Consider the following 25,504-nt stretch of genomic DNA (forward strand, 5'->3'; position numbering starts at 1 on the left):
CTGACTCAGCCGTCCGGCCACCACGTGCGGGCGATGTCCTTTCGGACCTCGGGGCGCTCGACAGGGCGCTCGTCGGTCTTGTCCCGCACCCGACGGGCGTCCGACTTCTTCAGGGGCTTCTGCACGGTTACGCGGCGCATGGCTGCCTCCTTGTGTCCACCCGGGTTCGTGTTCTCACGAGGTGGACCGTTCCCGGGAGAGTGACTCATCGGTGCGGGTCTGTCTGTGGTGGCTGTCACGATGGGACTGTCAGTGGCGGGTGTCACGCTGGGCCCATGAGTGAACTCGAAGCGAACGTGGACTGGGACGCGGAGGCCTCGACCTTCGACGAAGAGCCTGATCACGGCCTGCGCGACCCGGAGATCCGGCGGGCCTGGGCGGACCGGCTGCGCGGCTGGCTGCCCGCCGCCGCGGCCGATGTCCTCGACCTCGGCTGCGGCACCGGCACCCTGTCGCTGCTCGCAGCCGAGCAGGGACATCACGTCACCGGCGTCGACCTCTCCCCGGCGATGGTGGACCTGGCCCGCGCGAAGCTGGCCGGCCGTGACGCGGTGTTCCTGGTGGGTGACGCGACGGCTCCGCCGGTGGGTGAGCAGCGCTACGACGTCGTCCTCGTCCGGCATGTGCTGTGGGCGCTGCCCGACCCCGCCCGGGTCCTGCGGCACTGGAGCGGCCTGCTGCGCCCCGGCGGGCGGCTGGTGCTGATCGAGGGCCGCTGGGGGACGGTGAGCCCGGCCGGCATATCCGCCGACCGGCTCACCGAGCTCCTGGCACCCGTCGCCGGGCACGTGCGCGTGGAGCGGCTGTCGGACGACCCGCTGCTGTGGGGGAAGACCGTGGCCGACGAGCGGTACGCGGTGGTCGCCATGGAGTGATCGGACCTCACCGCAGCAGCGCGTCGAACCCGCCCGCACGGGCCAGCCCCTCCAGCTCGTCGAGGGCCGCCGTGGCCGCCGCCGCGGCCACGGGGTCCGAGGCGGCCAGCCCGCTCTCCTCGAACTCGTCCTCGTCCAGGCGAAGTACGTCCGTGCCGTCGGCGGACACCCACAGGTCCAGATCGAGGTCCTCTACGACGAGTTCGGCGCCGGAGCGGGTCGCGGGGCGGGTGATGTCGCAGTACCAGCCCTTCAACTCCCCGGTGCCGTCCCGGACTTCCTTCACCGCGAACCAGCGGTCCCGCCAGTAGTACTCGGTGAACACATCGCCGGGCTCGAAGCGCACGAAGCCGAAGTCGCGGACACCGTCACCGGCCCACGGGGCACGGACGGCGAGACGGACGCCGTCGTCGAAGAGCAGCTCGGCCGGGTAACGGATCTTCGTCCGGCCCGCCTTGACGAGGACGACGTCCAACTGGCTTGCGGGATCAGGTGAGTTCACGGACATGGCGCACCTCCGTGGCGCAGATTTCGTAGCCGAACCATTTGTTGATCGCGAGCATCGGCCCGTTGTCGGCGTCGTTGCCCGTGAACGCCTCCGTGCAGCCGGCGGCGCGGGCGCGGTGCAGGGAGTCGTTCTTGGCGAGCTTGGCGAGGCCCCGGCCGCGGTGGGCACGGGCGGTGCCGGTCATCGCCGTGCCGTAGCGGGCGGCGCCGTCCGTGCGGGCGGCGCTGAAGGCGGCCGGGCGTCCGTCGACGAGGGCGACGGAGGTCAGCTCGGCACTGAACAGGGGGTGTCGCCAGGTCTCGTCCAGCCAGGTCTCGAAGTCCGTGAGCTCGGCGTCGATGTCGCCGGGTTCGTCCAGCGTCACCTCCGTGTCCAGCTCGAACAGGGGGCGCGGGTCCGCGGAGAAGTCCGAGCCCGGGCGGACCTCGACCCCGGACGGTGGGGCCTGGAGCGGGGGCAGCGTGCCCTGCGCCAGGTCCAGTCGGAGGAGATGTGCGGGGCGGCTCGCGGTGTAGCCGGAGCGCTCGGCGAAGGCCCGGTTGCCCGGCTCGTCCAGGACCCAGGAGTAGAGCCTGGTCGCGCCGTGGGCGACGAGGTGCTCCTCGGCCGCGCGGACCAGCAGCGAGCCCGCGCCGAGGCGGGTCCGCCCCGGGTCCACGAACACGTTGAGCATGCCCTGGCCGGGTTCCGGGCTGTCGTAGGCGATGTCGATCTGGGCCATGCCGATGATCTCGCCGTTCTCCTCCGCGAGCAGCTTGCGCGAGTGCGCGTCCGGGTGGGCATGGGCGAGGTCGTGGGCGATGGACTCCGGGGTGGCCAGCATGAAGGGGAAGGCACGGGCGAGGACCCGGACGTAGCCCTCCAGGTCTGCTCGGACGTCGGGGCGCAGGTCGCGCACGCTCACTGTCATGTCGCCGCACGCTACGGCGGAGCCGTGCCCTAGTGCCTCTCATTTTCCGGCCGGTGCGGGACAATCGGGCCGTGACCTTGAAGATCCACATCGATGACAGTGCCGCGCCCTACGAGCAGATCCGCGCCCAGATCTCGGAGCAGGCCCGGTCCGGAGCGCTGCCGGTCGGCCACCGGCTGCCCACGGTACGGGGACTGGCCGAGTCGCTCGGCCTCGCCGCGAACACCGTCGCCAAGGCGTACCGGGCGCTGGAGACGGACGGCGTGATCGAGACGCGGGGCCGTAACGGAACGCTGATCGCTGCCGCGGGCTCGGCGGCGGAGCGGGAGGCGGCGTTGGCTGCGCAGGCGTACGCCGAGCGGGTACGGCGGCTCGGCCTCACGGAGTCCGACGCGCTGGCCGCCGTAGGGGATGCCCTGCGGGCGGCCTATGAGGCCTAGGACAACCGGAGTTGTCCGCTCGGAGTCGCTACAGGTACAACCCCGCGTCCGCCCCCTCCCGTTGGTCCGGTACCGATGTCGGCTGCGTGCCCCGGCGTAGTGCGTACAGCTCCGCCAGTGTCGCGCCCTCGCGGCCGATGCCCTTCTCCGTGCCGAGCCAGGCGATCGCCTCGCGACGGGTGAGTGCGCCGACCTCGATGCGGGCGAGGCAGCGGCCGGGGCGGACGACGGCGGGGTGGAGGCGCTCCAGGTCCTCGTTGGTGGTGACGCCGACCAGGACGTTGCGGCCCTGGCCGAGGAGGCCGTCCGTGAGGTTCAGGAGGCGGGAGAGCGCCTGGCCGGCCGTGTGCTTCGCCTCGCCGCGGATCAACTCGTCGCAGTCCTCAAGCAGGAGGAGTCGCCAGCGGCCCTTGCCCGTCGTGTCGTCCTCGCCGATCGCGATGTCCATCAGATAGCCGACGTCGGAGAAGAGGCGCTCGGGGTCCAGGACGCAGTCCACCTGGCACCAGTCCCGCCAGGAACGCGCCAGCGTCCGCAGCGCCGAGGTCTTGCCGGTGCCCGGCGGGCCGTGCAGCAACAGCAGGCGGCCCGCGATGTCCTCCGGGGTCGTCTTCATCAGGGTGTCCATCGCATTGGCCACCGGACCCGTGTAGTTGGGGCGCACCTCGTCCCACGTGCCCGCCGAGATCTGCCGGGTCGTGCGGTGCGGGCCGCGCCGGGGGGAGACGTACCAGAACCCCATCGTCACGTTCTCCGGCTGGGGTTCGGGCTCGTCCGCCGCGCCGTCCGTGGCCTGTTCGAGGACCTTCTCGGCGAGTTCCTCGGTCGTCGCCGTGACCGTGACGTCGGCGCCCCGGTTCCAGCGGGAGATCAGCAGCGTCCAGCCGTCGCCCTCCGCGAGCGTCGCGCTGCGGTCGTCGTCGCGGGCGGCGCGCAGCACGCGGGCGCCCGGCGGGAGCAGGGTCGCCCCGGACCGTACGCGATCGATGTTCGCGGCGTGCGAGTACGGCTGCTCGCCCGTCGCGAAGCGGCCGAGGAACAGCGCGTCGACGACGTCGGACGGGGAGTCGGAGTCGTCGACGTTGAGCCGGATCGGCAGTGCGTCGTGCGGGTTGGCGGACATGGGGCCATGATCCGGCACACGGACGCCGTGTGCACCCGCTTTCCGCAGTGCGCCCCCGAGTGTCGCCTGCGCCCGGTCCATCCGATGTGTCCGCTCCGTGTCGGCCGTGTATCCCCTCGGTCCTGTTACAAGCCTGTGCATGTGGAGCCCTGCCCCACCATGGGGCACCGACGTTACTGTTGCCCTTGATGGGACGTCATGGGTGGAATTCGGGGGCACGACGGTGGCGGCTCACCGCGCTGCTCGGCGTGGGTGTGGCCGCACTGGCTCTGATCGTGACCCTGATCAACACGCTTCCCGGCGGCGGAAGCACCGCGGGCACCTCGCGCGACGGCGACAAGGTGCACGGCACCCCGGCCAGCCCGCCCGACGAGGACCGGCCGGAGGTCGGCTGGGGCTTCACCCACACCCAGTACAGCGCCGACGAGGGCAGCGACACCGCGACCGAACGCGTCGAGGGGCTGCTCGCGAAGTCCCGACTCCCGCAGGACCAGGCCATCATGGGCTGGGGCGCCGACAACCCCGAGCCGGTGAAGGGGCGTTACGACTTCGGCGCCCTCGACCGCCGTATCGACTTCGTCCGCAAGTCGGGCGGCACCCCGGTGATCACGCTGTGCTGCTCGCCGGACTGGATGAAGGGCGGCAAGTCGGGCGTCGACAACACCGACTGGAGCCAGTCCGCGCTGGAGACGGCTCCGCAGCCGGACCACTACGCGGACTTCGCCGCGCTCGCCGCGACCGTCGCCAAGCGGTACCCGGACGTCACCCACTTCATCGTGTGGAACGAGTTCAAGGGCTTCTGGAACAACGCCAAACAGCGCTGGGACTACGAGGGTTACACCCAGCTCTACAACCTGGTCTACAAGGCGCTGAAGAAGGTCAACCCGAAGATCATGGTCGGCGGTCCCTATCTGGTGATGGACAGCGTCGACCCGCGCGACCCGGACGCCTCCAGCACCTTCAAGGGCAGTTGGGGCGCGATGGACCAGCGGATCATCGACGCCTTCGACTACTGGAACAAGAACAAGGCCGGCGCCGACTTCGTGGTCGTGGACGGCTCCAGCTACACCAACGACGACGAGCTGCTGCCGAACGAGTTCGGGGCCACCGACAAACTCACCGCGGTGAGCGAGTGGGTACGGCAGCAGACGAGCGACCTGCCGCTGTGGTGGGCCGAGTACTACGTCGAGCCCGCCGACGGCAACGACGACCGCAAGGGCTGGTCCGAGACCCGTCGCGTCGCCGTCCAGGCCGCCGGCATGATCGCCATGGCCAAGGGCGGCGCCACCTCCGGTTTCTACTGGAACCCGGAGACCGAGAAGGGCGCGAACTGCGCGGGCTGTCTCTGGACCCCGACCGACAGTTCCGACGGCGGGCAGCAACTGCCCATGTACGACCTGGTCTCCCGCTTCGACGCGGCCTTCGGGCCCGGTACGAAGTTCGAGACCGTGTCGATCGCGGCGGACGACGTGCCCAACGTGAAGGTCCTCGCCACCGACAAGACGGTCCTGGTCGTGAACACCCTGGACCGGCAGATCAGCGCGAAGGTCGACGGCCAGGCCTTCGACCTGGCGGCCTACGGGGTCAAGTGGCTTACACGATAAGCCACTTGACCCCGTAGGACACCGCTACTTCATCGTCAGGAACCGCTGCACCAGCGAAGCCAGCAGCACCGCCAGCAGGGGCAGCGAGAACCAGAAACTGCTCTGCAGCCAGCGCAGTTGACGCACGCTCGGCCGCACCGCGACCCGGACGACCTCGCGGGCCGTCAGCATCAGGATCAGCGCGAGGGCGGCGAGCGCGCCCACCACCGACCACGGGGTCCAGGTGATCTGCGGTCCGATCGGCCCGGGATCGGGCTTGGGGACCGCACCGGCCGGCTGCTTGCGCAGCGCGTACATGGTCACGTCGTCGTTGACGAGGACCTTCCTCAACTCCTGCCGGTTGTCCAGGTTCTGGATCAGCCGGGTCTCCCAGGTCGCCGAGTAGCCCGCGTCCAGCTGGAGCGAGACGACCTGGCTCTTGTTGAGCATCAGATACGAGTTCGGGCCCGCGTCCTTGAGCGCCTTGACCAGGCCGGACACCAGCACCGGGTCCGAAGGGGCAAGCGTGGGCACGTAGTTGACGCGCTCCATGTCCTTCGCGCCCCACGGCATCGCCGGTGTCACGTCGTTGACCGTGTCGTTGCTCAGCCACAGCAGCCGTACGGTCGGTTTGTCGTGGGCGTACACGTAGTTCATGGCGGCGACCTCGCCGGGCCGCACCCGCTCGAAGCCCTCGTTGCCCCAACGGGCCACCAGGAAGCCGCCCATGAGCACCAGGCCCGCGACCAGCGCGGCCAGCGGGGCGAGGCTCACGCGGTCCTTCTCGCGCTCCTTGGCGGTGACGCCGGTGCGCGGGAAGAGGGCCAGGCCCGCGAGCAGGGCCGCGCCCGGCACCGCGAACATGAAGACCCGCAGCGCCATTTCGCCGCCGTAGGACTGCATGCCGAAGCCGAGGAACGGGACGAAGGTGAGGACGAGGAGGGAGCGTTCGCGGTACTTGTGGTCACGGCGGCGCCACCAGCCCCAGCAGGCGAAGGCCATGACGCCGCCGGCCAGCAGGACGCGGGTGTAGAGGACCAGCTTGTGGGTCGAACTGCCGCCCTGGATACGGCCGGAGACGGAGGTCGAGACATTGCTGCCGACGCCGCCGACCCCGCCGAAGAGGTCGTTGAAGTGCCCGGACCAGTACGGCTCGGCCATGAAGCCGATCCATACGGCGACCAGCACCGCGAACAGGATGGGCAGGCCGCGCAGTTCGGAGCGGCCGATCAGGACGAGGACCGTGAGGACGCCCAGCATCACGAACGGGGTGAGCTGGTGGGCCGGGACGCTCGCCGCGAACAGACCGATCAACACCAGGAGCAGGACGGCCTGTTGGCGCCGGTCGGTCGGTTCGACCTCCGCCTCGCCGGGCCGCATCCTCGTCCACAGGACCCCCGGTGCCCGGAACCAGACCAGGAGGATCGCCACGAAGGCCAGATAGAGCAGGAAGGTGAAGCCCTGCGGGGAGAAGTAGTCCTGGCCGACCCAGCCGCTGAGCACGAAGATCCAGACGCCGGTCCACTTCGCCCGCCAGCTGGCCCGCATTGAGCGGACCAGGAGGAACAGCGGTGCCAGATAGGCGAGTTGGATGGCGGTGGGCCACCAGCGGATGACCTCGGTCCAGTCGGTGATCCCGCAGGCCCTGCCGATGAACGCGGCCACCGCGAAGAAGCCCGGCCAGCTCCAGCGCGCGTCCAGGTCGGGCACGGCAGAACCGGTGCGGTCGATGTAGTCGATGAACCCGAGGTGCTGCCAGGCCGTCGGGAAGCGCGGCTCGGTCTCGATCACCGCGGGCAACGCGTGCAGCGAGACCACCGTCGCGAGCAGTGTGATCAGCAGCAGCGCCTTGTGTTCGCGGCCCAGCCACAGCAGCGAGGCGAACACCGTGATCAGCAGCGCGGCCCCGACCAGCGTGGGCAGCGGCAGCACCGAGATCAGGCCCAGCCCGCCCATACGGTCGAGGTCGGACTCGCCGAGCCGTAGCGCGGGCACCCAGTACAGGAGCAGCGCGGCGACCAGCAGACAGCCGATGACGACACCGGGCCGGGTGGGCACCAGGCGTTCGCGCAGCGACAACGGCCTTGCGGGCGGCGGTACTTCGGCTTCCGGGGACTCCGCTCCCCGGGACTCCGCCTCCCGTGCTTCCGCCGCCACGAGCGCCGCCTCCGATACGACCACCCGGTCGGAGCCGTTGGCAGGCTCGAACGGCGCGTCCACCTCCGGCTCCGCGAGCGGGCTCACCGAGGACTCCGAGCCGGGTTCGCGCTCTTCCACCGGCAGGCCCACGACCTCGGACCGCTTGATGCCGAGCGCCCAGGTCGGCCGCTGCTCGCCGGACACGATGGGCGTGCCGGCGGGCGGGGTGCCGGGACCCGGGCGTACGTCGGGCCGGCGTTCGAGGTGGTCGAAGTCCACGTGGATGCCGAGTGCGAGGGTGTCGGAGTCGAGCGCCCAGGCCGGGCCGCGACGGCGCGTGGCGGCCGGGACCTCGCGGGCCCCCAGGTCGGCGAGGTCGCCGTCCGGCGCCGCGTCCTCGGGCAACTCGGCGGGCGGCGCGGACTTGAGCGTCCTGAAGAGTCTGGGCGCGGCGATCGTCACGATCACCGCGAGGCTGGAGATCTCGGCGACGCCCGCGCCGGTCAGGCCCATGCGGGGGAGCAGCAGCAGCGTCAGACCGAGCACCAGGACGCACAACAGGCCCTGCAGCCAGGCGAGTCCACCGGTACGGCTCTGGGCGCGCAGCACCGCGAAGTACGTCTCCATGACGACCCGCAACAGCGCGCCCACCGCGAACCAGCGCAGCAGCGGGGTCGCCGCGTCGGCGTAGCCCGCGCCGAACACGCCCAGGATGTACGGGGCCCCGATGAACAGCAGCCCGCAGATCGGCAGCATGATGCGGGCCATGCGCTTGAGCGCGGCCCGGGTGTTGGCGGCGATGCGCGCCGGGTCGTGGGAGCCCTCTACGGTCAGCGAGGCGCCCATGTTGATGGCGAGCAGGTTGACCGTGCCGCCTATCGTCGTGGTGATGTAGAAGTACGCGTTGTCCTCGGAGCTGACCTGCGAGGCGATGATCACCGGCACCAGGTAGACCACGGCGAGCGAGAACAGCGAGCCGGTGTAGTCCCCGGCGAGGAACCGCCCGATCTCCCGCAGCGTCGGCGGCTCAGCGTGTTCCTCGGTCGCCTTGATGTGCCGGGGCACCAGCCGCCGGAACACCAGCCAGCCGAGCGGCAGCACGGAGAACGCGATCGCGGCGACCCACGACACGAAGACACCGCTCATGGTGAAGACCGACGCGAGCCCGACCAGCAGCCCCAGCTTCACCGCCGAGAACACGGTGTTGCCCACCGGCACCCAGGGCGCGCTGCGCAGCCCGGTCAGCACCCCGTCCTGGAGCGTGAGCAGGTTCCAGGCGACGACGGCGACGACGAAGCCGAGCGCGGGGAGCGGCCCGTGCAGGAAGCGGTACGAGGGTCCCCAGTCGCTCAGGGTCAGCAGGAAGATTCCGGCGCCGAGCGCGACGACGAGCGAACTGCCCGCGTACGTACGGAAGATGAGGCGTCCGGTGGCGCGTCCGGCGACCGGGATGAACCGGGCCAGGGCGCCCGTCAGGGTCACCGCGGTGAGTCCGGCGAGCAGCTTCATCGCGGCGATCGCCGCCGAACCCTGTCCGACGGCGGAGGCCGAGTAGTAGTGGGCCGCGATCAGCCAGTAGCCGAGGCCGAGCACCGCGGAGATCCCGGTGTTGAGCATCAGGGCGTAGGCGTTGCGGAACAGTGGGCTGCCGCCGGGGGACTTGCGCCTCCCCGGCAGGCGAAGGCGGCGCCCCGACTGCTGGGGCGCTCGGGTCTCGGGCACTGCATCCTGGGTGGTGGTCGTCGTGTCAGACACGGGAACGGCTGGCCTTCCGGCGGACCTGTCGGGCTCTGCGGACCATGGCGTAGCCCTGGGTGAGGGCACGGTCCCTGGCGAAGTTGCGGGCGATCGCACGGCTCTGGACGAGCCGCTCGAACTCCTCGACACCCGTACTGCGGCGCACGGTCACCCGCCGCAGCGCGTACGGCCCCTGTCGGCGGCGGGCGAGGTCGTTGCCGACGGCGAGCGCCTGCGCGAACCCGGTCTCCCGCACCGCGACGCGCACCCGGCGGCTGGAGTAGCCGTACGGATAGGCGAACGAGACGGGTACCGCGCCGAGTTCGTCGGCGACGATCTCCCTGCAGCGGACCAGTTCCGCGCGCAGGGTCTCGTCGTCGAGCTGGTCGAGCTGCGGGTGGGTGTGGCTGTGGCCGCCGATCTCGACCTCGGCGTCCGCGAGTTCGCGCACCTGGTCCCAGTCGAGCATGGTGTCGAGGCCGCCCCCGGTGTCGTACGCGCCCCGGATCCAGCCGGTGGAGACGAACAGGGTGGACGCGAAGCCGTGTTGGGCGAGTGCGGGCAGCGCGTGCCGGTGCACGCCCTCGTAGCCGTCGTCGAAGGTGATCAGGACCGGGCGCTCGGGCAGCGGTTTGCCCGAACGCCAACTGGCCGCCAGATCGGCGGTGTTGATCGGGGTGAAGCGCAGATCGCCGAGCAGGGCCATCTGCTCGGCGAACGCCTCCGGTGCGACGGACAGGGCGCGGGTGGCGTCGTTCGGGGCGGCGGCGACGGAGTGGTACATGAGGATCGGCACCGGTGTGTCACTCATGTGTGTCCCCCCGATCGATCCCGGCCACCTCGAACGTGGCCCCGCCCCGTCGCGCCCGCACGCTCCCGACGAGATACCCGCCCGCCGCCGTGAACACCCCGGCGACGATCGCGCCCGCCCGGCCCGCGCCGCCCGGCCGGGCGATTACGAAGTCCCGCAGCCCGCGTGCCACCCCGGCCGGCAGAACCCTGGTCGTGTAGCGGCGCTCCGACTCAAGTCCCTTGTCGGCGCCGACACTTCGGGCCACCAGTGCCTTGGACAGGCCCTCGGCGTAGGTGCGGGTACGGAAGTACCCGAAGTGCTCGCGCCCCTCGGGCACCCGGTGGTGGATCACCGCCCGGTCGTCGATCAGCAGCACCGCGTCCGGTCTGGCCCGCGTGAGCCGGATGCACAACTCCGTCTCCTCGCAGCCCAGCGGACGCTTGTCGCCGTCCCGCCCGATGCCGGTCGCGAAACCCCCGGCCGCGTCGAACGCCGTACGCCGGAACGAGGCGTTGCCGCCGAGGACGTTGCGCACCCGGACCCGGCCCGGCGGGAGGCCCTTGTACGTGCAGCCCACCACCCAGTCGAACTCCTCGGGGAACCAGGCCGGCCGGCGGCCCGACGCCCAGATCGGCATCGTCCTGCCGCCGACGGCCATGACCCTGGGGTCGGCGTACGCCTCGGCGAAGTGCCGCAGCCACTCCCGCTCGGCCACGGCGTCGTCGTCGAGGAAGGCGATGACCTCGCCGCGCGAGACGGCGATGCCGGTGTTGCGGCCGGCGGACAGGCCGCGCGGGCCCGCGTTCGCCAGCACGCGGACCTCGCCGCTCTCCTTCAAGTCCTTGTACTCCCTGGTGAGTCGGTCCAGGAGAGCGGGGTTGTGGTCGACGACCAGCAACGTCTCCAGCGCGGGCCGCGACTGCGCCCGCACCGAGGAGACCGCCGCGAGGATGTCCTCCCAGCGGTCCTCGGTGTAGACGCAGATCACGACGGAGATGTCGGGACCGCTCAAGACACCTCTCCCCGGACCGGGTCGATCACCCTCGCGTGCGAACGGCTGCGCAGCGCACGCCGGTTGGAGCGCTCCTTGAGGATCACCTTGAGCACCCGGATCCCGTCCCGCACGGCGCGCAGATTGCTCGTGCCGTGGATGCGGAGGTACTCGTGGCTGGGGATCTCCTGCACTTTGAGGCCGGCCTTGACCACCCGGATGTTGATCAGGGTCTCGATCTCGAAGCCGGTGCAGTCGAGGTCGATCTTGTCGAGGCAGTGCCGCCAGAACGCGTTGTATCCGTAGCAGAGATCGGTGTAGCGGGCGCCGAACTTGCGGTTGACGATCGTGCACAGCGCCCAGTTGCCGAGTTTGCGGATGAACGTCATGTCGTCCGTGCCGCCGCCGTTGGCGAAGCGGGAGCCCTTTGCGAAGTCCGCGCCCGAGACGAGGGCGGAGACATAGCTGACGATCTCGTTCCCGTCGGCCGAGCCGTCCGCGTCGACCATCACGATGATGTCGCCGCTGCACGCCTCGAACCCGGTGATCAGGGCATCCCCCTTGCCCTTTCCCTGCTGTTCGACGACCTTCACCCCGGGCCACAGCTCGCGGGCCACTTCCACGGTGTTGTCGGTGGAATTGCCGTCCACAAGAACCACTTCGTGTATCCACGCCGGAATGGTCTTGAAGACGTAGGGAAGATTCTCCGCCTCATTCATGGCGGGAATCACGATGCTCACCGGCGGTGTGATCGCCAGGTGAGAAGAGATCGGCCGGTATTCGGCCGACATTAATGGATCTTGGCCCGATGTGGCTGGGCGCAGAACAGAACTCACGAGTCTGGTCCCTCTCGTCCGGCGGACCGCCCGCCCCTGGGCGGCCCGGCTCTGTGCTCCGGTTCGAAAGGGGGGTTCTCACAGGCGCCACGGACAAATGGATCTCCGTGCGCGCGTGGTGAGCTGGCAAAGCTGGTCGACCCCCGAAAGGCGTGAAAGCCGGCCGCGCGGCACGACTCGGTCACCGGTACGGTCACCGAGCACGGCACCCCCCTACCGCGCCCCGCGCCGGTTCATCGCGGTCCTTGAGCCCTCCCCTAGAGCCGCTCGATGATGGACCAGTGCGGGTGAGATTACGACGGTATTGATGATTGAACCCGTATGGCAAGGCCTGGAACGAGGCCTCACGTTTTTGTTGGTTTGACCGTTACACTCCTTTGTCAGCCGTTGTACGGCGTCGCATATGCCGCACGAATACCGATAGCGCTGTCAGGCCACTGATCACCGTCACGGCGATGATTCCCCCGTCGACCGACCACCGGTGCACGGCCAGCATTCCCTGGGCGACCAGCATGTCGACGACCACCGCGCCCGCGACCGACGCGAGAACACGGCCGTAGGGATCAAGTCCGTGCAACGCCGCGGCAATTGCCGAGGCCGGTGCGGAGAAAAGGAAGAACAGTGCGAACGGTCCGCGCAGAGGCGATCCGGAGCCGGTGAGCGCGAGCACCGCGCCGACCGTCCCGATGGCCACGGCCGCACCCGCGAAAAGCGCCGACAGGTCCCTCCCCGGTCCTGATCGCGCCCGCTCGATGTCGGCGGTGGATGTTCTCTTGATACCTAAGGTCTGCATTGGCGACTTTGCCCCCCAGCGCGCCGGATGCCGGGTTTCAATGTGGCGCAGCCCGACCGGGCACGTCAAGGTGCGGAAGGCGCTTGCACCGGTTCTCGTGGCTCTCCGAATGAATGTTCCCCGGAGGTGGCTGTTGCCTCCGGGGAACAATTGATCGGGTGGGGTCGACCGGGCGTTACGGGACGATTTTCAGCAGCTTGTTCGGCGAACCGGTACCCGCACTGGTCACGACATTCGACGTGGCGCCGTTCACCAGGGCCGTGGCGACCTGGGCCGGGGTGGACGAGGTGTGGCCCGAGAGGTAGACGGCCGCCGCGCCCGCCACGTGCGGGGTCGCCATCGAGGTGCCCGACAGGGTGGCGGTGGCGGTGTCACTCGTGTTGTAGCCCGCCAGGATCGACGAGCCCGGCGCGAAGATGTCCAGCACCGAGCCGTAGTTGGAGTAACTGGCCTTGGCGTCCGTGCTGGTGGTGGCGCCGACCGTGATCGCGGTGGCGACCCGGGCCGGGGAGTACGAGGAGGCGTTGGCACTGCTGTTGCCCGCCGCGATCGCGTAAGTCACCCCGCTGGAGATGGAGTTGGCGACCGCCGTGTCGAGCGAGGTCGAAGCGCCGCCGCCGAGCGACATGTTGGCGACCGCCGGCGTGGTGTGGTTCGAGGTCACCCAGTCGACGCCCGCGATCACACCGGCCGTCGTACCCGAGCCGCTGTTGTCGAGCACCCGGACCGCCACGATGTTCGCCTTCTTGGCGACGCCGTACGTCGAACCCGCGATCGTCGTGGCCACATGGGTGCCGTGGCCGTTGCCGTCGGAGGCGGTGGTGTCGCCGTCGACCGCGTCGTAGCCGTAGGAGGCACGGCCGCTGATCTGGGTGTGGGTGATCCGGACGCCGGTGTCGATGACGTACACGGTCACCCCGCTGCCCGCGCTGTCCGGGTAGGTGTACGTCCCCGAGAGCGGCAGTGCGGCCTGGTCGATGCGGTCCAGGCCCCAGGGCGCGCTGGACTGGGTGGTGTCGGTCAGGTGGACGCGCTGGTTCTGCTCCACCGCGGCGACGGCCGGGTCGGCGGCGAGTCTCGCGGCCTCGGTCGCGGAGAGGCTCGCCGTGTAGCCGTTCAGCACGGTGCCGAACGTCTTCGTGACCGTGCCGCCGTACTCCTTGACCAGCCCCTTTCCCGCGGCCGAGGACGCCTTGAGGCCGGCGCTCTTCTTGAGGGTGACGATGTAGCTGCCGTCGACGGCTGTGGGGGAGCCGGCGGCCAGGACCGTCCCCGTGGCCGGGGCGGCCTGGGCGGGGAGCGCTGTGAGCCCGCCGACGAGAGCGGCGGTGGCGGCGCCGGTCATCGCGGCGAGCCGGAGCTTCTTGCTGCGCAGGAGTGCCATTGCGAGGGAGTCCTCCTCCAGGCGGCGCGCCCGGGTCGGCGCGCGAATGTGGGGGTGCGCGCGTCGTCGTGCGCACAGCCGTGGAGCGTTGCGTTCCGCACCAAGGCTGAGTAAAGCGTGGGTCATGTACCGGTGTGCTTCAAGGGAGTTGACGGTCTGTCACGTAGCTGTCATGAACACGCAATCAATGACCCCGGTGGACTCTCTATTGGCATGGACACTTCCCGGCAATGCGCCTGGTTGGTACGACAGTTGTGGCAGAGATCCTGCTAAGGGAGGTTCCATGAGACGTTCCCGATTTACGGCATACGTGACCTCGCTCCTCCTCGCCGCCGGACTCGCCCTCACCGGGGCGATGACGGCGCAGGCGTCCCAACTCGCCGCCACCGGCGGCTATGTGGCCCTCGGCGACTCCTACTCCTCGGGCGTCGGCGCGGGCAGCTACATCAGCTCAAGCGGCTCCTGCGACCGCAGCACCAAGGCCTACCCCTACCTCTGGGCAGCCGCCCACTCACCCTCGACGTTCGACTTCACCGCTTGCTCCGGCGCCCGAACGGGTGATGTTCTGGCGAGTCAACTCGGCCCGCTCAGCTCGGCCACGTCCCTCGTCTCGATCTCCATCGGCGGCAACGACGCCGGCTTCACCGACGTCATGACGACCTGCGTCCTGCAGTCCGACAGCTCCTGCCTGACCCGGATCGCCACCGCGAAGGCGTACGTCGACTCGACGCTCCCCGCCCAACTCGACAAGGTCTACTCGGCGATCAGCGCCAAAGCCCCCGCCGCGCACGTGGTCGTGCTCGGCTACCCGCGCTTCTACAAGCTCGGCACCACCTGCCTCGGCCTCTCCGCGACCAAGCGCACCGCCATCAACGGCGCCGCCGACTACCTCGACGCCACCCTCGCCAAGCGCGCCGCCGACCACGGCTTCACCTTCGGCGACGTACGCACCACGTTCACCGGCCACGAGATCTGCTCCGGCAGTTCCTGGCTGCACAGCCTCAACCTGCTGAGCATCACCGAGTCGTACCACCCGACGGCGGCCGGCCAGTCCGGCGGCTACCTCCCGGTGTTCACCAGCGCTGCCTGACGGCTCACCCGTCAGAAGGTGACGCCGAGTCCGACGCGGAGGCCCCGCCCGACGGGGTCTCCGTCAGGCAGGTCACCGAGAACGGCACCGAGTTGGACGTCGTCCTCACCGGCGTGCGGACCTCGACACTGATCTCGTTCCTGAACGTCCCGCTGTTCGAGTACGTCGTCAGGAACACCCGGTCCTGCTTGGTCTTCCCGCCGCCAGACGGGAACGAGAGCGTCTTCCAGCCGGGGTCCGAGACCGAACCGTTCTTCAGCACCCACCGGTAGGACACCTCCGCGGGCAGCTTCCCCACCGTGAAACTCGCCGTGAAGGTCGGCGCGTTCGTGTTCGACGGCGGACAGCTCCCGGAATAGTCGGTGTTGGCGCCCGCCACGGACACCTGCACCGACTGCGGCGCCGACGATGACTTGCTCGCACTCGGGCTCGGTGTCTGACTGGCGGCCGTGGTCTCGCTGCTCGCGCTGGGCGAAGTCCCGTCCGAGGGCTGGCTCTTGGGGGTGCTGGTGCCCTTGCCCGCGTTGGTGTCGTCCCCGCTGCCCCGGTTCAGCAGCGCGTACGTCAGTCCACCGATCGCCAGGGCCAGCGCGATCACACCCGCGACGATCACGACGGCCGCCCGCCGGTTGCCGTGCGGTTCGTCCGCGGCCGTCGGCGTCGAGTAGGAGGTGGGCGGCGGCCCGAAGCCCTGCGGGGGCGTCCGTGAGTCCTGCTGCCCGTAGGCGTCCTGCGGGGAGCCCGCCATCGTCGGTGTGTACGGCCTCGTCGGCGCCGTGGCCGCGCGCGGCGCACCGCCCGCCGCGACCAGCCGCAGGTCCTGCTCCGCCTTCGCGGCGGAGATGCGCTGGGCCGGATCCTTGCGCAGCAGCCCCTCGATCACCGGGGCGAGCGGCCCGGCCAGCCGCGGTGTCGGCAACTCCTCGTCGACGATCGCGCGCAGCGTGCTCAGCGGGGTGTTCTGGCGGAACGGCGAACTGCCCTCGACCGCCGCGTACAACAGCACACCCAGCGCCCACAGATCGGACTCGGGCCCGGGTGTACGGCCCAACGCCCGCTCCGGGGCGAGGAATTCGGGCGAACCGATGACCTCGCCGGTCATGGTGAGCGCCGAACTGCCCTCGACCATCGCGATACCGAAGTCCGTCAGCACCACCCGGCCGTCGTTCGACATCAGCACATTGGCCGGCTTCACATCGCGGTGCAGCACCCCGGCGTCGTGCGCGGCCCGCAGCGCGGCGAGCACCTCGGCACCGATGTGCGCGGTCCGCTGCGGCGTCAACGGGCCCTCGGCGTCCAGGAGATCGGCCAGGGACACGCCCCGCACCAGCTCCATGACGATCCAGGGGCGGCCGTCCTCCATCGCCACGTCGTACACCGTCACCACATTGCGGTTGGCGACCCGCGCCGCCGCCCACGCCTCGCGCTCCAGCCGGGCGTACATCCGCTCCACGTCACCGGAGGCCAGCCCGGCCGGCGCGCGCACCTCCTTGACGGCTACCTCGCGTTGCAACACCTCGTCGCGGGCCCGCCACACCGTTCCCATACCGCCCTCGCCGAGGGGGGACAGGAGCCGGTAGCGGCCCGCGATCAGACGTTCAGTGCCCGGTTCTTCGGGCATGGGCGCTCCCCATTCGCATCCGGGCCAATCCTCCACAAACGTAGCTCAGCCGAGTGCGGATGCCGCCCCCTTGAGCACCAAACCCACCCCAAGAGCCACAACGACGAACGCCGAAGCCAATGGCAGGGTCCGGCGGACCAGGACCGCCATGGGGCTGGTGGTCCAGCGGGGGCGCCGGTCCAGCACTCGGTTCATCCCTGTACCCAGCTTGACGACGGCGAATCCGGCGGCCGTGAGGGTGAGGGCGAGTCCGACGCCGTAGGCGACGACCAGCAGCAGCCCGAACCAGGCCTGGCCGAGCGCGGCGGCCCCCACGAGGACGACCACGGCGGACGGGCTCGGCACCAGCCCGCCGGCGAAGCCGAGCAGGATTGTGCCGCGCACGGTGGGAGCGGTGGAGTGGGTGTGCGTGAAGCCGCCGTGCGTGTGTTCCAGGGCGTGGTCGTGGTCGTGAGTGTGGCCATGGTCGTGATCGTGGTCGTGCTCATGGGGGTGGGGGTGCTCATGGCCGTGACCGTGGGCATGGTCGTCGTCGTGGCTGTGGGGGTGCGGGTGGGCCTCGGTGAGCGTGTGCGTGGCACCGGCCTCGGTGTGCGCGGACGCGAGGACCAGCGAGCGCTGGGGGGACTTGGCGGGCGCGTGACTGTGATCGTGGGGGTGGGGACGGGGGTGCGAAGTGGCTTGTGGGCGTGGGCGGTTGCGCCATGCGCGGCGGAGGAGGTTGCCGCCCGCGAAGAGGACGAGGACGCCGCTCGCGATGCCCAGCCAGGCGATCACCGACGGCGTCGCGGCGGACCCGGCCGTCACCAGCAGGCCCAGGGCGATCACGCCGAGGGTGTGGGTGACCGTGACCGAGGCGGCGAGGGGGAGCACGTCCTTGAGGCGGGCGCGACCACCCCGGGCCGCCGCCGTGGCCGCCATCAGCGTCTTGCCGTGGCCGGGGGCGAGCGCGTGCATCGCGCCCAGGGCGATCGCGATGAGCAGGGACAGGGCCGCGAAGCCGACACTGAGGTGGTGGCGGGCGACCATGTTGGTCAAGGCCTCCGTCCAACGGTCCACGCCGCGCGGCAGGATGTTGGACGCGGTCGAGTCCGCCTGCGACTGGTCGTCGTCGGTGAGGGCCGGGCCGCCGGGACGCGCGCGCAGCGACGCCTTCGTGATGTCGGCCGGCGAGGAGAGCAAGTCCTTGGGATAGCTGGTCAGTTCGTGCGACACCGACTTCTTCGGTACGTCCGTCCCGGTGAGCGTCATCCGGTCGGCGCGCGCGGTGATCTCCCGCCAGCCGGGCCCGGTGGTCAGGCCCGCGCTGTGGAAACCGAGGGCGACCGTGCTGCCCTTGGGGAGCGGTGCCGTCGAACTGCATTCCAGCCGCAGGGTGTTGAGCCCCGCCTGTCCGGGCCGCAGCCGCGCGGTGCTGGTGCCGGGCGTGAGCGCGACCGTACGGCCGTCGACGGTGACCTTGCTGCCCTCGGCGGCCTTGTCGCACCGCTGTCGGGCCCACTCGGTCATGCCCAGCTTCTTGATGTCCGGCTTGGCCTGGGTCGCCGGGATCTCCGCGAGGTCCTCGATGTGCGTGACGCGCAGGACGCCGGGGGCGACGACGAGACCGTCGTACCGATTGACGGTGAAGTTGCCCAGCGGGTGCGCGCTCGCGGCTGCGGTGGGGACGAGCAGGAGCGCGCCGGTGGCCGTGAGGACGGCCGCGGCGGACGCCAACAGGCGTCGGACGGGCCTCACTTGGTCGCCTCCAGAGCCTTGCGGGCCTTGCTCGCGCCCAGCGGCGAGAAGCCCGGGTTCAGCTTCAGGGCCTTGGTCAGGTGGGCGCGGCCGTCCGCCTTGTGGCCGGTGGCGAGCTCGATCATGCCGAGGTGGTAGATGAACGAGGCGTTGTGGTAGCCGGTGGCCGTGGCCTGGCGCGCGTAGGGCAGGGCCTCCTGGTCGCGGCCGTTGACGTGCAGGGCCCAGGCCAGGGCGTCCGCCGTGTGCACGGTGTGCCGGCGGGCCCACTCGGCGCGGGCGGCCTTCAGGGCCGACTTGATGTCCCCGTGGTCGGCGGCGGCGAGCGCGGTGTCGAGGTCGGCGTTGACGCCGTTGGCACGGGCCAGGGCGATCCAGGCGTCGACGAGGGCGTACTGGTCGTCGGCCTTCGCCTTGTCGCCCGCTGCGCCCCGGCTTTCGTACAACTCGCCGAGTTCCACGAGGGGTTGGGGCAGCGGGTAGCGGGAGACGACCAGCTCCAGGCCCTTGATGGCGTCGGCGCGGTCGCCCAGGGCGGCCTGGGCGCGGGCGCGGCCCTCCAGGGCGGGGAGGTAGTTCTCGTCGGCGGCGAGCGCGCGGCCGTAGTAGTCCAGGGCGGTCTTGTAGTCGCCCTGGTTCCAGGCGAGTTGGCCCAGCGTGCCGGCCACGTACGAGATGTCGCCGGGGGAGGTGGCGGCGGTGAGCGCCTGCTCCAGCACGGTGCGGGCCGTCTTGACGTCGCCGCGCAGCTCGTGGACGTAGGCGTAGCGGGTGAACACCGGGACGCCGGGCTTGCGGGCGTCGGCCAGGTCGGCGGCCTTCGACGCCTCGTCGTAGCGGCCGAGTTCGACTAGCGCGTCGATACGGGAGCAGAGGGCGCGCTCGCTGTACGGGTTCTCCTTGAGGACCTTGTCCGCGTAGGTGAGGGCCTCCGCGAACTCGTGCCGGGCGGCGGCGAGCGCGGCCCGTCCCTCAAGAGCGTTCTCGTTGTCCGGCGAGATCTTCAGCGACCGGGTGAAGGCGGCCTGCGCCTGCGGGTACCGGGAGGGGTCGCCCTTGGTCCTGGCCTGCTCGACATAGGCCAGTCCGAGCGTCGCCCACCCGTCGAAGTCCTTCGGCTGGCCCCGGAGATGGGCCTGCAGCGCGGCGATGCTCGCGTCCAGGCTCCCGCTGGCCAGCAGGTCGGGCGATACGGCACTGGAGACGTTCGTGACGCCGGTGGCACCGCTGTCCTTCGCCGCGCCGATCGCGATCGCCCCGGCGGTCATCGCCACGGCCAACAGGGCGGCACAACCGGCGAGTTGGACGACCCGCCAGCGACGGCCCGCGGCGCCCAACCGGCGTACGGCGGCGATGCGTTCATCGGCGACCGCGTCTTCCGGCGTGCTGGAGTGCGGGGCGTGATCACCGTGGTCGTGGTCGTGGTCGTGGTCGTGGTCGTGCGCGTGGGGGTGGTCGTGATCGTGGGAGTGAGGGTGGGGGTGTGCGTGGGGGTGGTCGTGCCCAGGCGATGGGGCTGCGGCTTCGGTCGGTCCTGCTTCGGCTTCGGGCACGGTCTCGGCCTCGGGCTCGATCTGGGCCTCGGGCTCGATCTGGGCCTTGGGTTCGATCTCGGCCTGGGGCTCGATCTCGGGGTCGGCCTCGATCTGGGCCTCGGGTTCGATCTCGGCCTCGGGCTCGATCTCGGGGTCGGCCTCGGCTTCGGGGTCGGTCGCGGCCTCGGAGTCGGCCTCGACTTCGGAGTCGACCTCGGCCTCGGGAGTGACCTTGGCTTCGGAACTGACCGTGGCTTCCTCGGAGTCGGTCTTGGCTTCGGAACTGACCTCGGCTGCCTGGGAGTCGGCCTCCCGCTCAGGACCGGTCCCGGCCTCGGCGTCGGTCTCGTCCTGCGCCCACACGCGTTCCCACTCGCGTTCCCGCTCCGCCGCCACCGGCGTCTCGCCGGGCTCGCCCTCCGTCGGCTTGTTGTCGTGCTCGCGCGGGGCCATGCCGTTCCTCCATCGCCTGGGGTGGTTCAACTGCCGTGTTGCCGAGAGGTGTTGTCACGCAGGGGTGGCGCGGCCCGCACCGTGGGGGAAGTAGCTGTGCGGGCCGCGCCAGTCGGTGGGGTCTAGTACGGGCGGTGGCTCATCCGGCGGCGCCACCACGCGACGCCCGCGCCGATCAGCAGCACGCCGGCCACACCCGAGGCCGCCGACGCGGTGATCAGCATCATGTTGTCGCTGGAGGACGAGCCGGCCGGCTGGAGCGCGTCGCCCAGCTGGTTCTTGACGTCACTGCCGCTGCTCGTGCCCTTGGCGAGCGGACCGCGCGAACCCGAGGTCGGCTCGGCGACGTAGGGGAAGTACTTCTCGAAGCCCTTGTCGTTCTTGTCGACCGCGTCGCCCAAGTCGTTCTTGGAACCGACGAGTTCACCCTCCATGACCTGGAGCGCCTCGTCGATCACGTCGTCGGTGAGCCGACGCCCGTTCGGGAAGCCGGCGTTGTCGCCGTCCAGGACACCGAGGCGCTTGGGGTGCGCGGTCGGCGGGATGGACGTGTTGAGCCGCAGCATCTCCGACGGCTTCGTGTACGGCTGCAGGGTGTTGAGGTCCTTGACGCCCGTGAGGAACACGCTGACGAGGTCGTTGCGCGGCTCCTTCGGCGCCTTGATCTTGTAGATCGACTCGATCAGCTTCGGCAGTTCCGGGTTGGTCACGTTCTTCAGGAACTGCGCGTCGTCCTTGGGCTCGGACGCGTTGAACTTGTCCTTGTCCTTCTGCGGGTTGACGACCTCGTTGACCAGCGGGTTACCGAGACGCGAGACCTGCGTGTAGTAGCCCCTGGCGTTCTTGCGCTGGGTCGTCGAGTAGATGCCGACGGTCGGGTGGTTCTTCGACTGGCGGATCAGGTCGTTCGGCACCTGGAGGGCGATCGTGTTGACGTTGTAGCCCTTGAGCGTGTCGTTGCCGACCTCGCTGAGGTTGCCGCCGTAGAGCAGGTCGAAGACGCGCAGGTCGGCGAAGAACGGGTCGTCGGCCTGGCCCGCGAAGGTCGCGCCGCCGTTCGCCGTCTTGTAGATCGCCTGCGAACGCAGCTTGGCGTAGTCGGGCATCGACGCCTTGCCGACGTCGGAAGGCGCCGCCGGGATGTCGTCGGCGATCCTGGTCTTGTAGACCGCCCTGCCCCTCTTGAGCTTGATCAGCTCGATGTCGTACGACTGCGTGACGTTCAGGTCGGGGTCGGTGAGGCTGGTGACCGCGCCCGTGTTGTACAGGAACGTCTTCTTGTTCTTGATCTGGGTTTTGAAGGTGTAGCGGAAGATGAAGTCGTCCAGCGCGTCACCGTTGTTGTCGACGTGGATGTCGTACTGGGCGTCGTCGGCGAACTGGTAGAAGTTCGGGCCGCCGGCGGGCTCCTCGAACGGGATCCAGTTCGCCACGATGGTGGTGGTGTCCGGCTTGTCCGGGCTCACGAACGCGTAGAGGTCCGTGTTGTCGTACTGGGGGGTTCCCGAGATCAGGGGCGCCTCCCGGTGGGAGGAGGCCGAGGCCACTCCCGGTTCCAGCGCGGCCGTGCCGGCGGCTGCGAGCCCTCCGGCGGCGAGCGCGCCACATATGAGGGCCGCGAGCTTCCTGCGTCCCGCACCGCTCCTGGAGATAGGTGTCATGCCGTCCGTCCTCAGTGCCAACTTGCCTGACGCTCGGGGATTCGGAGCTGGTGCCGGGCCGGATTGGTCGAACCTGAAAAGTTTTTTTGGCGGACTCCAATCCGGCCGCCCGCGACCCGCGTTTCAACTCCGCTGATCCGTAACCCATCCTTAGAGGCATCCGCTGCGAATGCCTCGTGTGACGGGATGCGAAGTGACTGACCGCGTGCGGTCGAAGAGGAGGGGCCGCGTGCGGTCGACGAGAGGGGGACGGGTGGGGGCTGACGAACTCCTGGTGCAGGTCGCCGGAGGAGACCACCAGGCCTTCGAAGAGCTCTACGGACTGGTGTCCGGGCCCGTGTTCGGACTGGTGCGCCGCGTGGTGCGCGACCCCGCGCAGTCCGAGGAGGTGTCCCAGGAGGTGCTGCTCGAACTGTGGCGGTCCGCCGCCCGCTTCGATCCCGGCCGCGGCAGCGCCCTGTCCTGGGTCCTCACCCTCGCCCACCGCAGGGCCGTCGACCGGGTGCGCAGCGCCCGCGCCGCCGTCGACCGCGAGCAGCGCGAGGCCCGCCGCTCCCACAACCCGGCCTTCGACCAGGTGACCGAGGAGGTCGAGGCAGGCCTGGAGCGCCAGTTGGTACGCCGCTGCCTGGACCGGCTCACCACCCTGCAGCGGCAGTCCGTGACCCTCGCCTATTACGACGGCTATACGTACCGTGAAGTGGCCGAGCGGCTCTCGCTGCCGCTGGGCACGGTCAAGACCCGTATGCGTGACGGACTCACCCGGCTGCGCGACTGCCTGGGAGGTGCCGCATGAGCGTCCTCGCCCGACTCTTCCGCCGGGGCGACATCCATTCGCTCGCCGCCCCCTACGCCCTCGACGCCCTCGAACCCGGCGAGCGCGCCCAGTTCGAGAAGCACCTCAAGAAGTGCGAGCGCTGCGCCTTCGAGGTGCGCGCCCTGGCCGAGGACGCGGTCCGCCTCGCGTGGTCCGAGTCCGCCCAGCCGCCGCCCGCGATGCGCGACCGGGTGCTGTTGGCGATACGCAACACCCCGCAGGAGCCTGGGCCGCTGCGGGAGCGCGGGCGGGAGACGCGGGAGTACACGCCCCGGCTGCCGGCCCATGTGTGGGGCGCGGAGCCCCAGGCGTCACGCGCCCGCGTGCCCCAACGGCGGCCGTTCTTCGTGCCGTTCGCCACCGCGACGGCCGCCGCGGCCCTCGTCGTGGCCTCGCTCTTCGCCGTGCAGGCGAACAAGACACAGGACAAGCTGGACGCCGCACAGGCGCAGTCGCGTGAGATCGCACACGTTCTCGCGGCTCCCGACGCCCGTGCGACCACCGGCGCGGACTCCTCGGGCCGGAGCATCGGCGTGATCGCCTCCGCGTCGGAGGGGCGCGCGGTCGTCACCCTGAGCGGATACGGCGCACCGCCGAGCGGGCGCGTGCGTCAACTGTGGCTGATGCGCCCCAATGTGCAACCGCGCTCCCTCGGGCTCTTCAAGGACGACACGCCCTTGGTCACCACCGGACTCGACAAATCAGCAACATCACTCGCAGTGACCGTCGAGCCCGACGGGGGCTCACCACAGCCCACAACGCAGCCAGTTGTCCAACTCGCCCTGAAATCGGTTGGATTCGGAGAGTAATCAAGGAGGGGTCGTCAACACCCTTACGGGGAAGGTGAATCCTGAGACCTCGATACACGAGTGCCCGGTTGGGGCGATAGGGTTACCCTGCCCGGGCCGGGTGGACTCGTACGGGTGGGGAGTGACATGGAACAGATAGTGCGCAGCAGGGCAAGGGTCCCTGCGATCACGTGCGGGAGCAGTGCGACGAGTTCGCGCCTCGACCGCCATCTCTCGGTGCTGGGCGGCCCTGTCGTCCCGCAGCGCGAGACGGCAGAGGCGACCTCGCTGATGCGTGAGCTCACCTCGCGCGACACCACGCAGGAACGCAGCGCCAGGGGCGCGCGAGTGAGCAGGGTCTCGCTCTTCGCACCGCTGCGCAGGCTGCGCCGTTCGCTGTTCGGCGGGCGCTGAGCAAGCCCTCGGCGTCCCCGGGGAGTTCCCGGGGGCCCGCGCTCAGGACGCCACACCGTCCCGGCGCAGTGCTGCGATCTCTACGTCCGCCATCCCCACGGCACGCAGCAGCGCCTCGGTGTGCTCCCCGAGCGCGGGCACGTCACCCATCCGCGCCTCGCTTCCGCCCGGCAAGGTGATCGGCGGCAGCAGCGCCCGCAACGGCCCGACCGGCGAACCCACTTCCCGCCACCGCTCCCGGGCCGCCAACTGCGGGTGCTCCGCCACCTCTTGTACGTTCCTGAGGCGCGCGCACGCCACGCCCGCGCGCTCCAGCCGTGCCACGGCCTCGTCGGTGGCCAGCCCACCCAGCACCGCACCGACGAGGGCGTCCGTGCGCTCCCGGTTCACCACCCGCTCCGCGTTGGTCGCGAAGTCCGGGTCGGTCCCCAACTCCGGCCGCTCCAGCACCTGTTCGGCCAGCCGCCGCCACTCCCGGTCGTTCTGCACCGACAGCAGCACCCACCCGCCGTCCGACGTCGGATAGGCGTCGTACGGCGCGATGACGGCGTGCGCAAGTCCCGTGCGCGCCGGGGGAGTTCCGCCGTGCATCGTGTGATGCAGCGGATGCCCCATCCACTCCGCGACCGCGTCCAGCATCGAGACCTCGACGGGCCCGCCCCGCCCGGTGGTGCCGCGCCGCACGAGCGCCGCGAGCACACCTGAGAACGCGTACATCCCGGCCGCGATGTCGGCCACCGGGATCCCCGCCTTCACCGGCCGCTCCGGCGTCCCGGTCACCGACACCAGCCCCGCCTCGCACTGCACGAGCATGTCGTAGGCCCGCTTGTCGGCGTACGGGCCGGTCGGGCCGTACCCGGAGATGTCCACGGCGACCAGCCGCGGGTGGGCGGCGCACAGCGTCGCCGCGTCGAGCCCGAGCCGGGCGGCGGCCCCGTGCGCGAGGTTCTGCACGAACACGTCCGCGTCCGCGACCAGCCGCCTTACGACGTCCAGCCCGCGCGGATCCTTCAGGTTGAGCGCGATCGACTCCTTGCCCCGGTTGCACCACACGAAGTGCGACGCCAGACCGCCGGCCGCGGTGTCGTAGCCGCGCGCGAAGTCACCGCCGTCGATCCGCTCGACCTTGATCACCCGGGCGCCCAGATCGGCGAGTTGCCGGGTGGCGAAGGGGGCGGCGACGGCCTGTTCGACGGCGACGACGGTGACGCCCTCAAGGGGCAGCGGCATGGGCTCCATGCGGGGGATCATGTCCCGCAACCGACGCCTTTGTCAT

Annotated in this window: 22 protein-coding genes; 7 read left to right on the plus strand and 15 right to left on the minus strand. The window is 70.4% G+C overall.

The window, feature by feature from the left end; all coding sequences use genetic code 11:
* Positions 1-5 precede the first annotated feature (5 nt).
* Complete coding sequence (locus tag ACFXC1_RS24055; protein WP_381245668.1) at positions 6-140, minus strand: hypothetical protein; 135 nt, start codon at positions 138-140, stop codon at positions 6-8.
* Positions 141-275: 135 nt separating this feature from the next.
* On the opposite strand from ACFXC1_RS24055, the gene ACFXC1_RS24060 reads away from it, so the two are divergent.
* On the plus strand, positions 276-875 hold the full coding sequence (locus ACFXC1_RS24060; RefSeq protein ID WP_381245670.1) for a class I SAM-dependent methyltransferase: 600 nt from the start codon (positions 276-278) through the stop codon (positions 873-875).
* Positions 876-882: 7 nt separating this feature from the next.
* Here ACFXC1_RS24060 and ACFXC1_RS24065 read toward each other — a convergent pair whose 3' ends face one another.
* Positions 883-1,383, minus strand: a complete 501-nt coding sequence (locus ACFXC1_RS24065; protein ID WP_381245672.1) for a ribonuclease FAU-1 family protein — start codon at positions 1,381-1,383, stop codon at positions 883-885.
* On the minus strand, positions 1,364-2,293 hold the full coding sequence (locus ACFXC1_RS24070; protein WP_381245674.1) for a GNAT family N-acetyltransferase: 930 nt from the start codon (positions 2,291-2,293) through the stop codon (positions 1,364-1,366). Before ACFXC1_RS24070 ends, ACFXC1_RS24065 begins: the two co-directional genes overlap by 20 nt.
* Positions 2,294-2,364: 71 nt before the next feature.
* Here ACFXC1_RS24070 and ACFXC1_RS24075 point away from each other — a divergent pair, with 71 nt between their 5' ends.
* Positions 2,365-2,733: a GntR family transcriptional regulator gene (locus tag ACFXC1_RS24075; RefSeq protein ID WP_381245676.1), complete on the plus strand. Its 369-nt coding sequence runs from the start codon at positions 2,365-2,367 to the stop codon at positions 2,731-2,733.
* A 28-nt stretch (positions 2,734-2,761) separates the two neighbouring features.
* On the opposite strand, the gene ACFXC1_RS24080 is transcribed toward ACFXC1_RS24075, so the two are convergent.
* On the minus strand, positions 2,762-3,856 hold the full coding sequence (locus ACFXC1_RS24080; RefSeq protein WP_381245678.1) for a DUF5925 domain-containing protein: 1,095 nt from the start codon (positions 3,854-3,856) through the stop codon (positions 2,762-2,764).
* Between the two features lie 188 nt (positions 3,857-4,044).
* Here ACFXC1_RS24080 and ACFXC1_RS24085 point away from each other — a divergent pair, with 188 nt between their 5' ends.
* Positions 4,045-5,460, plus strand: coding sequence for a GH39 family glycosyl hydrolase (locus ACFXC1_RS24085; RefSeq protein WP_381245680.1), 1,416 nt, complete (start codon positions 4,045-4,047; stop codon positions 5,458-5,460).
* Positions 5,461-5,484: 24 nt separating this feature from the next.
* On the opposite strand, the gene ACFXC1_RS24090 is transcribed toward ACFXC1_RS24085, so the two are convergent.
* The 6 genes from ACFXC1_RS24090 to ACFXC1_RS24115 form a co-directional block, all read right to left on the minus strand.
* Positions 5,485-9,333 carry a lipopolysaccharide biosynthesis protein gene (locus tag ACFXC1_RS24090; protein ID WP_381245682.1) on the minus strand — a complete coding sequence of 1,283 codons (3,849 nt, stop codon included), beginning with the start codon at positions 9,331-9,333 and terminating at the stop codon, positions 5,485-5,487.
* The gene (locus tag ACFXC1_RS24095) at positions 9,326-10,126 is read right to left on the minus strand and encodes a polysaccharide deacetylase family protein (RefSeq protein ID WP_381245684.1); all 801 of its coding nucleotides are present in this window, start codon (positions 10,124-10,126) and stop codon (positions 9,326-9,328) included. Before ACFXC1_RS24095 ends, ACFXC1_RS24090 begins: the two co-directional genes overlap by 8 nt.
* On the minus strand, positions 10,119-11,120 hold the full coding sequence (locus tag ACFXC1_RS24100; protein ID WP_381245686.1) for a glycosyltransferase family 2 protein: 1,002 nt from the start codon (positions 11,118-11,120) through the stop codon (positions 10,119-10,121). Before ACFXC1_RS24100 ends, ACFXC1_RS24095 begins: the two co-directional genes overlap by 8 nt.
* A complete protein-coding gene (locus ACFXC1_RS24105) occupies positions 11,117-11,935 on the minus strand; it encodes a glycosyltransferase family 2 protein (protein ID WP_381245688.1) in 819 nt (272 codons plus the stop codon). The genes ACFXC1_RS24100 and ACFXC1_RS24105 overlap by 4 nt, the downstream gene beginning before the upstream one ends.
* A 367-nt stretch (positions 11,936-12,302) precedes the next feature.
* Positions 12,303-12,629 (minus strand): hypothetical protein, encoded by a 327-nt coding sequence (locus ACFXC1_RS24110; RefSeq protein WP_381245690.1) that lies wholly within the window; start codon positions 12,627-12,629, stop codon positions 12,303-12,305.
* 274 nt (positions 12,630-12,903) lie between these two features.
* Positions 12,904-14,112 carry a S8 family peptidase gene (locus ACFXC1_RS24115; protein WP_381245692.1) on the minus strand — a complete coding sequence of 403 codons (1,209 nt, stop codon included), beginning with the start codon at positions 14,110-14,112 and terminating at the stop codon, positions 12,904-12,906.
* Between the two features lie 283 nt (positions 14,113-14,395).
* Here ACFXC1_RS24115 and ACFXC1_RS24120 point away from each other — a divergent pair, with 283 nt between their 5' ends.
* A complete protein-coding gene (locus ACFXC1_RS24120) occupies positions 14,396-15,202 on the plus strand; it encodes an SGNH/GDSL hydrolase family protein (protein ID WP_381245694.1) in 807 nt (268 codons plus the stop codon).
* Between the two features lie 4 nt (positions 15,203-15,206).
* Here ACFXC1_RS24120 and ACFXC1_RS24125 read toward each other — a convergent pair whose 3' ends face one another.
* The 4 genes from ACFXC1_RS24125 to ACFXC1_RS24140 all read right to left on the minus strand — a co-directional run bounded on the left by ACFXC1_RS24125 (position 15,207) and on the right by ACFXC1_RS24140 (position 22,209).
* Positions 15,207-16,823 carry a serine/threonine-protein kinase gene (locus ACFXC1_RS24125; RefSeq protein WP_381245696.1) on the minus strand — a complete coding sequence of 539 codons (1,617 nt, stop codon included), beginning with the start codon at positions 16,821-16,823 and terminating at the stop codon, positions 15,207-15,209.
* A 45-nt stretch (positions 16,824-16,868) separates the two neighbouring features.
* On the minus strand, positions 16,869-18,560 hold the full coding sequence (locus tag ACFXC1_RS24130; protein WP_381245698.1) for an urease accessory protein UreH domain-containing protein: 1,692 nt from the start codon (positions 18,558-18,560) through the stop codon (positions 16,869-16,871).
* Positions 18,557-20,548, minus strand: a complete 1,992-nt coding sequence (locus tag ACFXC1_RS24135; protein ID WP_381245700.1) for a tetratricopeptide repeat protein — start codon at positions 20,546-20,548, stop codon at positions 18,557-18,559. The genes ACFXC1_RS24130 and ACFXC1_RS24135 overlap by 4 nt, the downstream gene beginning before the upstream one ends.
* Before the next feature lie 122 nt (positions 20,549-20,670).
* Positions 20,671-22,209: a DUF4331 domain-containing protein gene (locus ACFXC1_RS24140; RefSeq protein WP_381245702.1), complete on the minus strand. Its 1,539-nt coding sequence runs from the start codon at positions 22,207-22,209 to the stop codon at positions 20,671-20,673.
* A gap of 253 nt (positions 22,210-22,462) precedes the next feature.
* Between ACFXC1_RS24140 and ACFXC1_RS24145 the strand changes: the two genes are divergently transcribed.
* From ACFXC1_RS24145 to ACFXC1_RS24155, 3 genes are all read left to right on the plus strand, one after another.
* Complete coding sequence (locus tag ACFXC1_RS24145; protein ID WP_381246118.1) at positions 22,463-23,005, plus strand: sigma-70 family RNA polymerase sigma factor; 543 nt, start codon at positions 22,463-22,465, stop codon at positions 23,003-23,005.
* Positions 23,002-23,835, plus strand: a complete 834-nt coding sequence (locus ACFXC1_RS24150) for an anti-sigma factor (protein ID WP_381245704.1) — start codon at positions 23,002-23,004, stop codon at positions 23,833-23,835. Before ACFXC1_RS24145 ends, ACFXC1_RS24150 begins: the two co-directional genes overlap by 4 nt.
* A 126-nt stretch (positions 23,836-23,961) precedes the next feature.
* Entirely contained in the window at positions 23,962-24,228 is a 267-nt protein-coding gene (locus tag ACFXC1_RS24155; protein WP_019066227.1) for a hypothetical protein, read from the plus strand.
* Between the two features lie 42 nt (positions 24,229-24,270).
* On the opposite strand, the gene ACFXC1_RS24160 is transcribed toward ACFXC1_RS24155, so the two are convergent.
* Positions 24,271-25,467: a CaiB/BaiF CoA transferase family protein gene (locus tag ACFXC1_RS24160; protein ID WP_381245707.1), complete on the minus strand. Its 1,197-nt coding sequence runs from the start codon at positions 25,465-25,467 to the stop codon at positions 24,271-24,273.
* Between the last annotated feature and the right edge of the window lie 37 nt (positions 25,468-25,504).

This window comes from Streptomyces hokutonensis (genome assembly GCF_042751305.1).
GTDB classification, from domain to species: Bacteria; Actinomycetota; Actinomycetes; order Streptomycetales; family Streptomycetaceae; genus Streptomyces; species Streptomyces hokutonensis_A.

Coding starts and splice junctions, on each gene's coding strand:
- ACFXC1_RS24055 (WP_381245668.1), bottom strand. CDS start 140: ATGCGCCGCGTAACCGTGCAGAAGCCCCTGAAGAAGTCGGACGCCCGT.
- ACFXC1_RS24060 (WP_381245670.1), top strand. CDS start 276: ATGAGTGAACTCGAAGCGAACGTGGACTGGGACGCGGAGGCCTCGACC.
- ACFXC1_RS24065 (WP_381245672.1), bottom strand. CDS start 1,383: ATGTCCGTGAACTCACCTGATCCCGCAAGCCAGTTGGACGTCGTCCTC.
- ACFXC1_RS24070 (WP_381245674.1), bottom strand. CDS start 2,293: ATGACAGTGAGCGTGCGCGACCTGCGCCCCGACGTCCGAGCAGACCTG.
- ACFXC1_RS24080 (WP_381245678.1), bottom strand. CDS start 3,856: ATGTCCGCCAACCCGCACGACGCACTGCCGATCCGGCTCAACGTCGAC.
- ACFXC1_RS24085 (WP_381245680.1), top strand. CDS start 4,045: ATGGGACGTCATGGGTGGAATTCGGGGGCACGACGGTGGCGGCTCACC.
- ACFXC1_RS24095 (WP_381245684.1), bottom strand. CDS start 10,126: ATGAGTGACACACCGGTGCCGATCCTCATGTACCACTCCGTCGCCGCC.
- ACFXC1_RS24115 (WP_381245692.1), bottom strand. CDS start 14,112: ATGGCACTCCTGCGCAGCAAGAAGCTCCGGCTCGCCGCGATGACCGGC.
- ACFXC1_RS24120 (WP_381245694.1), top strand. CDS start 14,396: ATGAGACGTTCCCGATTTACGGCATACGTGACCTCGCTCCTCCTCGCC.
- ACFXC1_RS24125 (WP_381245696.1), bottom strand. CDS start 16,823: ATGCCCGAAGAACCGGGCACTGAACGTCTGATCGCGGGCCGCTACCGG.
- ACFXC1_RS24135 (WP_381245700.1), bottom strand. CDS start 20,548: ATGGCCCCGCGCGAGCACGACAACAAGCCGACGGAGGGCGAGCCCGGC.
- ACFXC1_RS24140 (WP_381245702.1), bottom strand. CDS start 22,209: ATGACACCTATCTCCAGGAGCGGTGCGGGACGCAGGAAGCTCGCGGCC.
- ACFXC1_RS24150 (WP_381245704.1), top strand. CDS start 23,002: ATGAGCGTCCTCGCCCGACTCTTCCGCCGGGGCGACATCCATTCGCTC.
- ACFXC1_RS24155 (WP_019066227.1), top strand. CDS start 23,962: ATGGAACAGATAGTGCGCAGCAGGGCAAGGGTCCCTGCGATCACGTGC.
- ACFXC1_RS24160 (WP_381245707.1), bottom strand. CDS start 25,467: ATGGAGCCCATGCCGCTGCCCCTTGAGGGCGTCACCGTCGTCGCCGTC.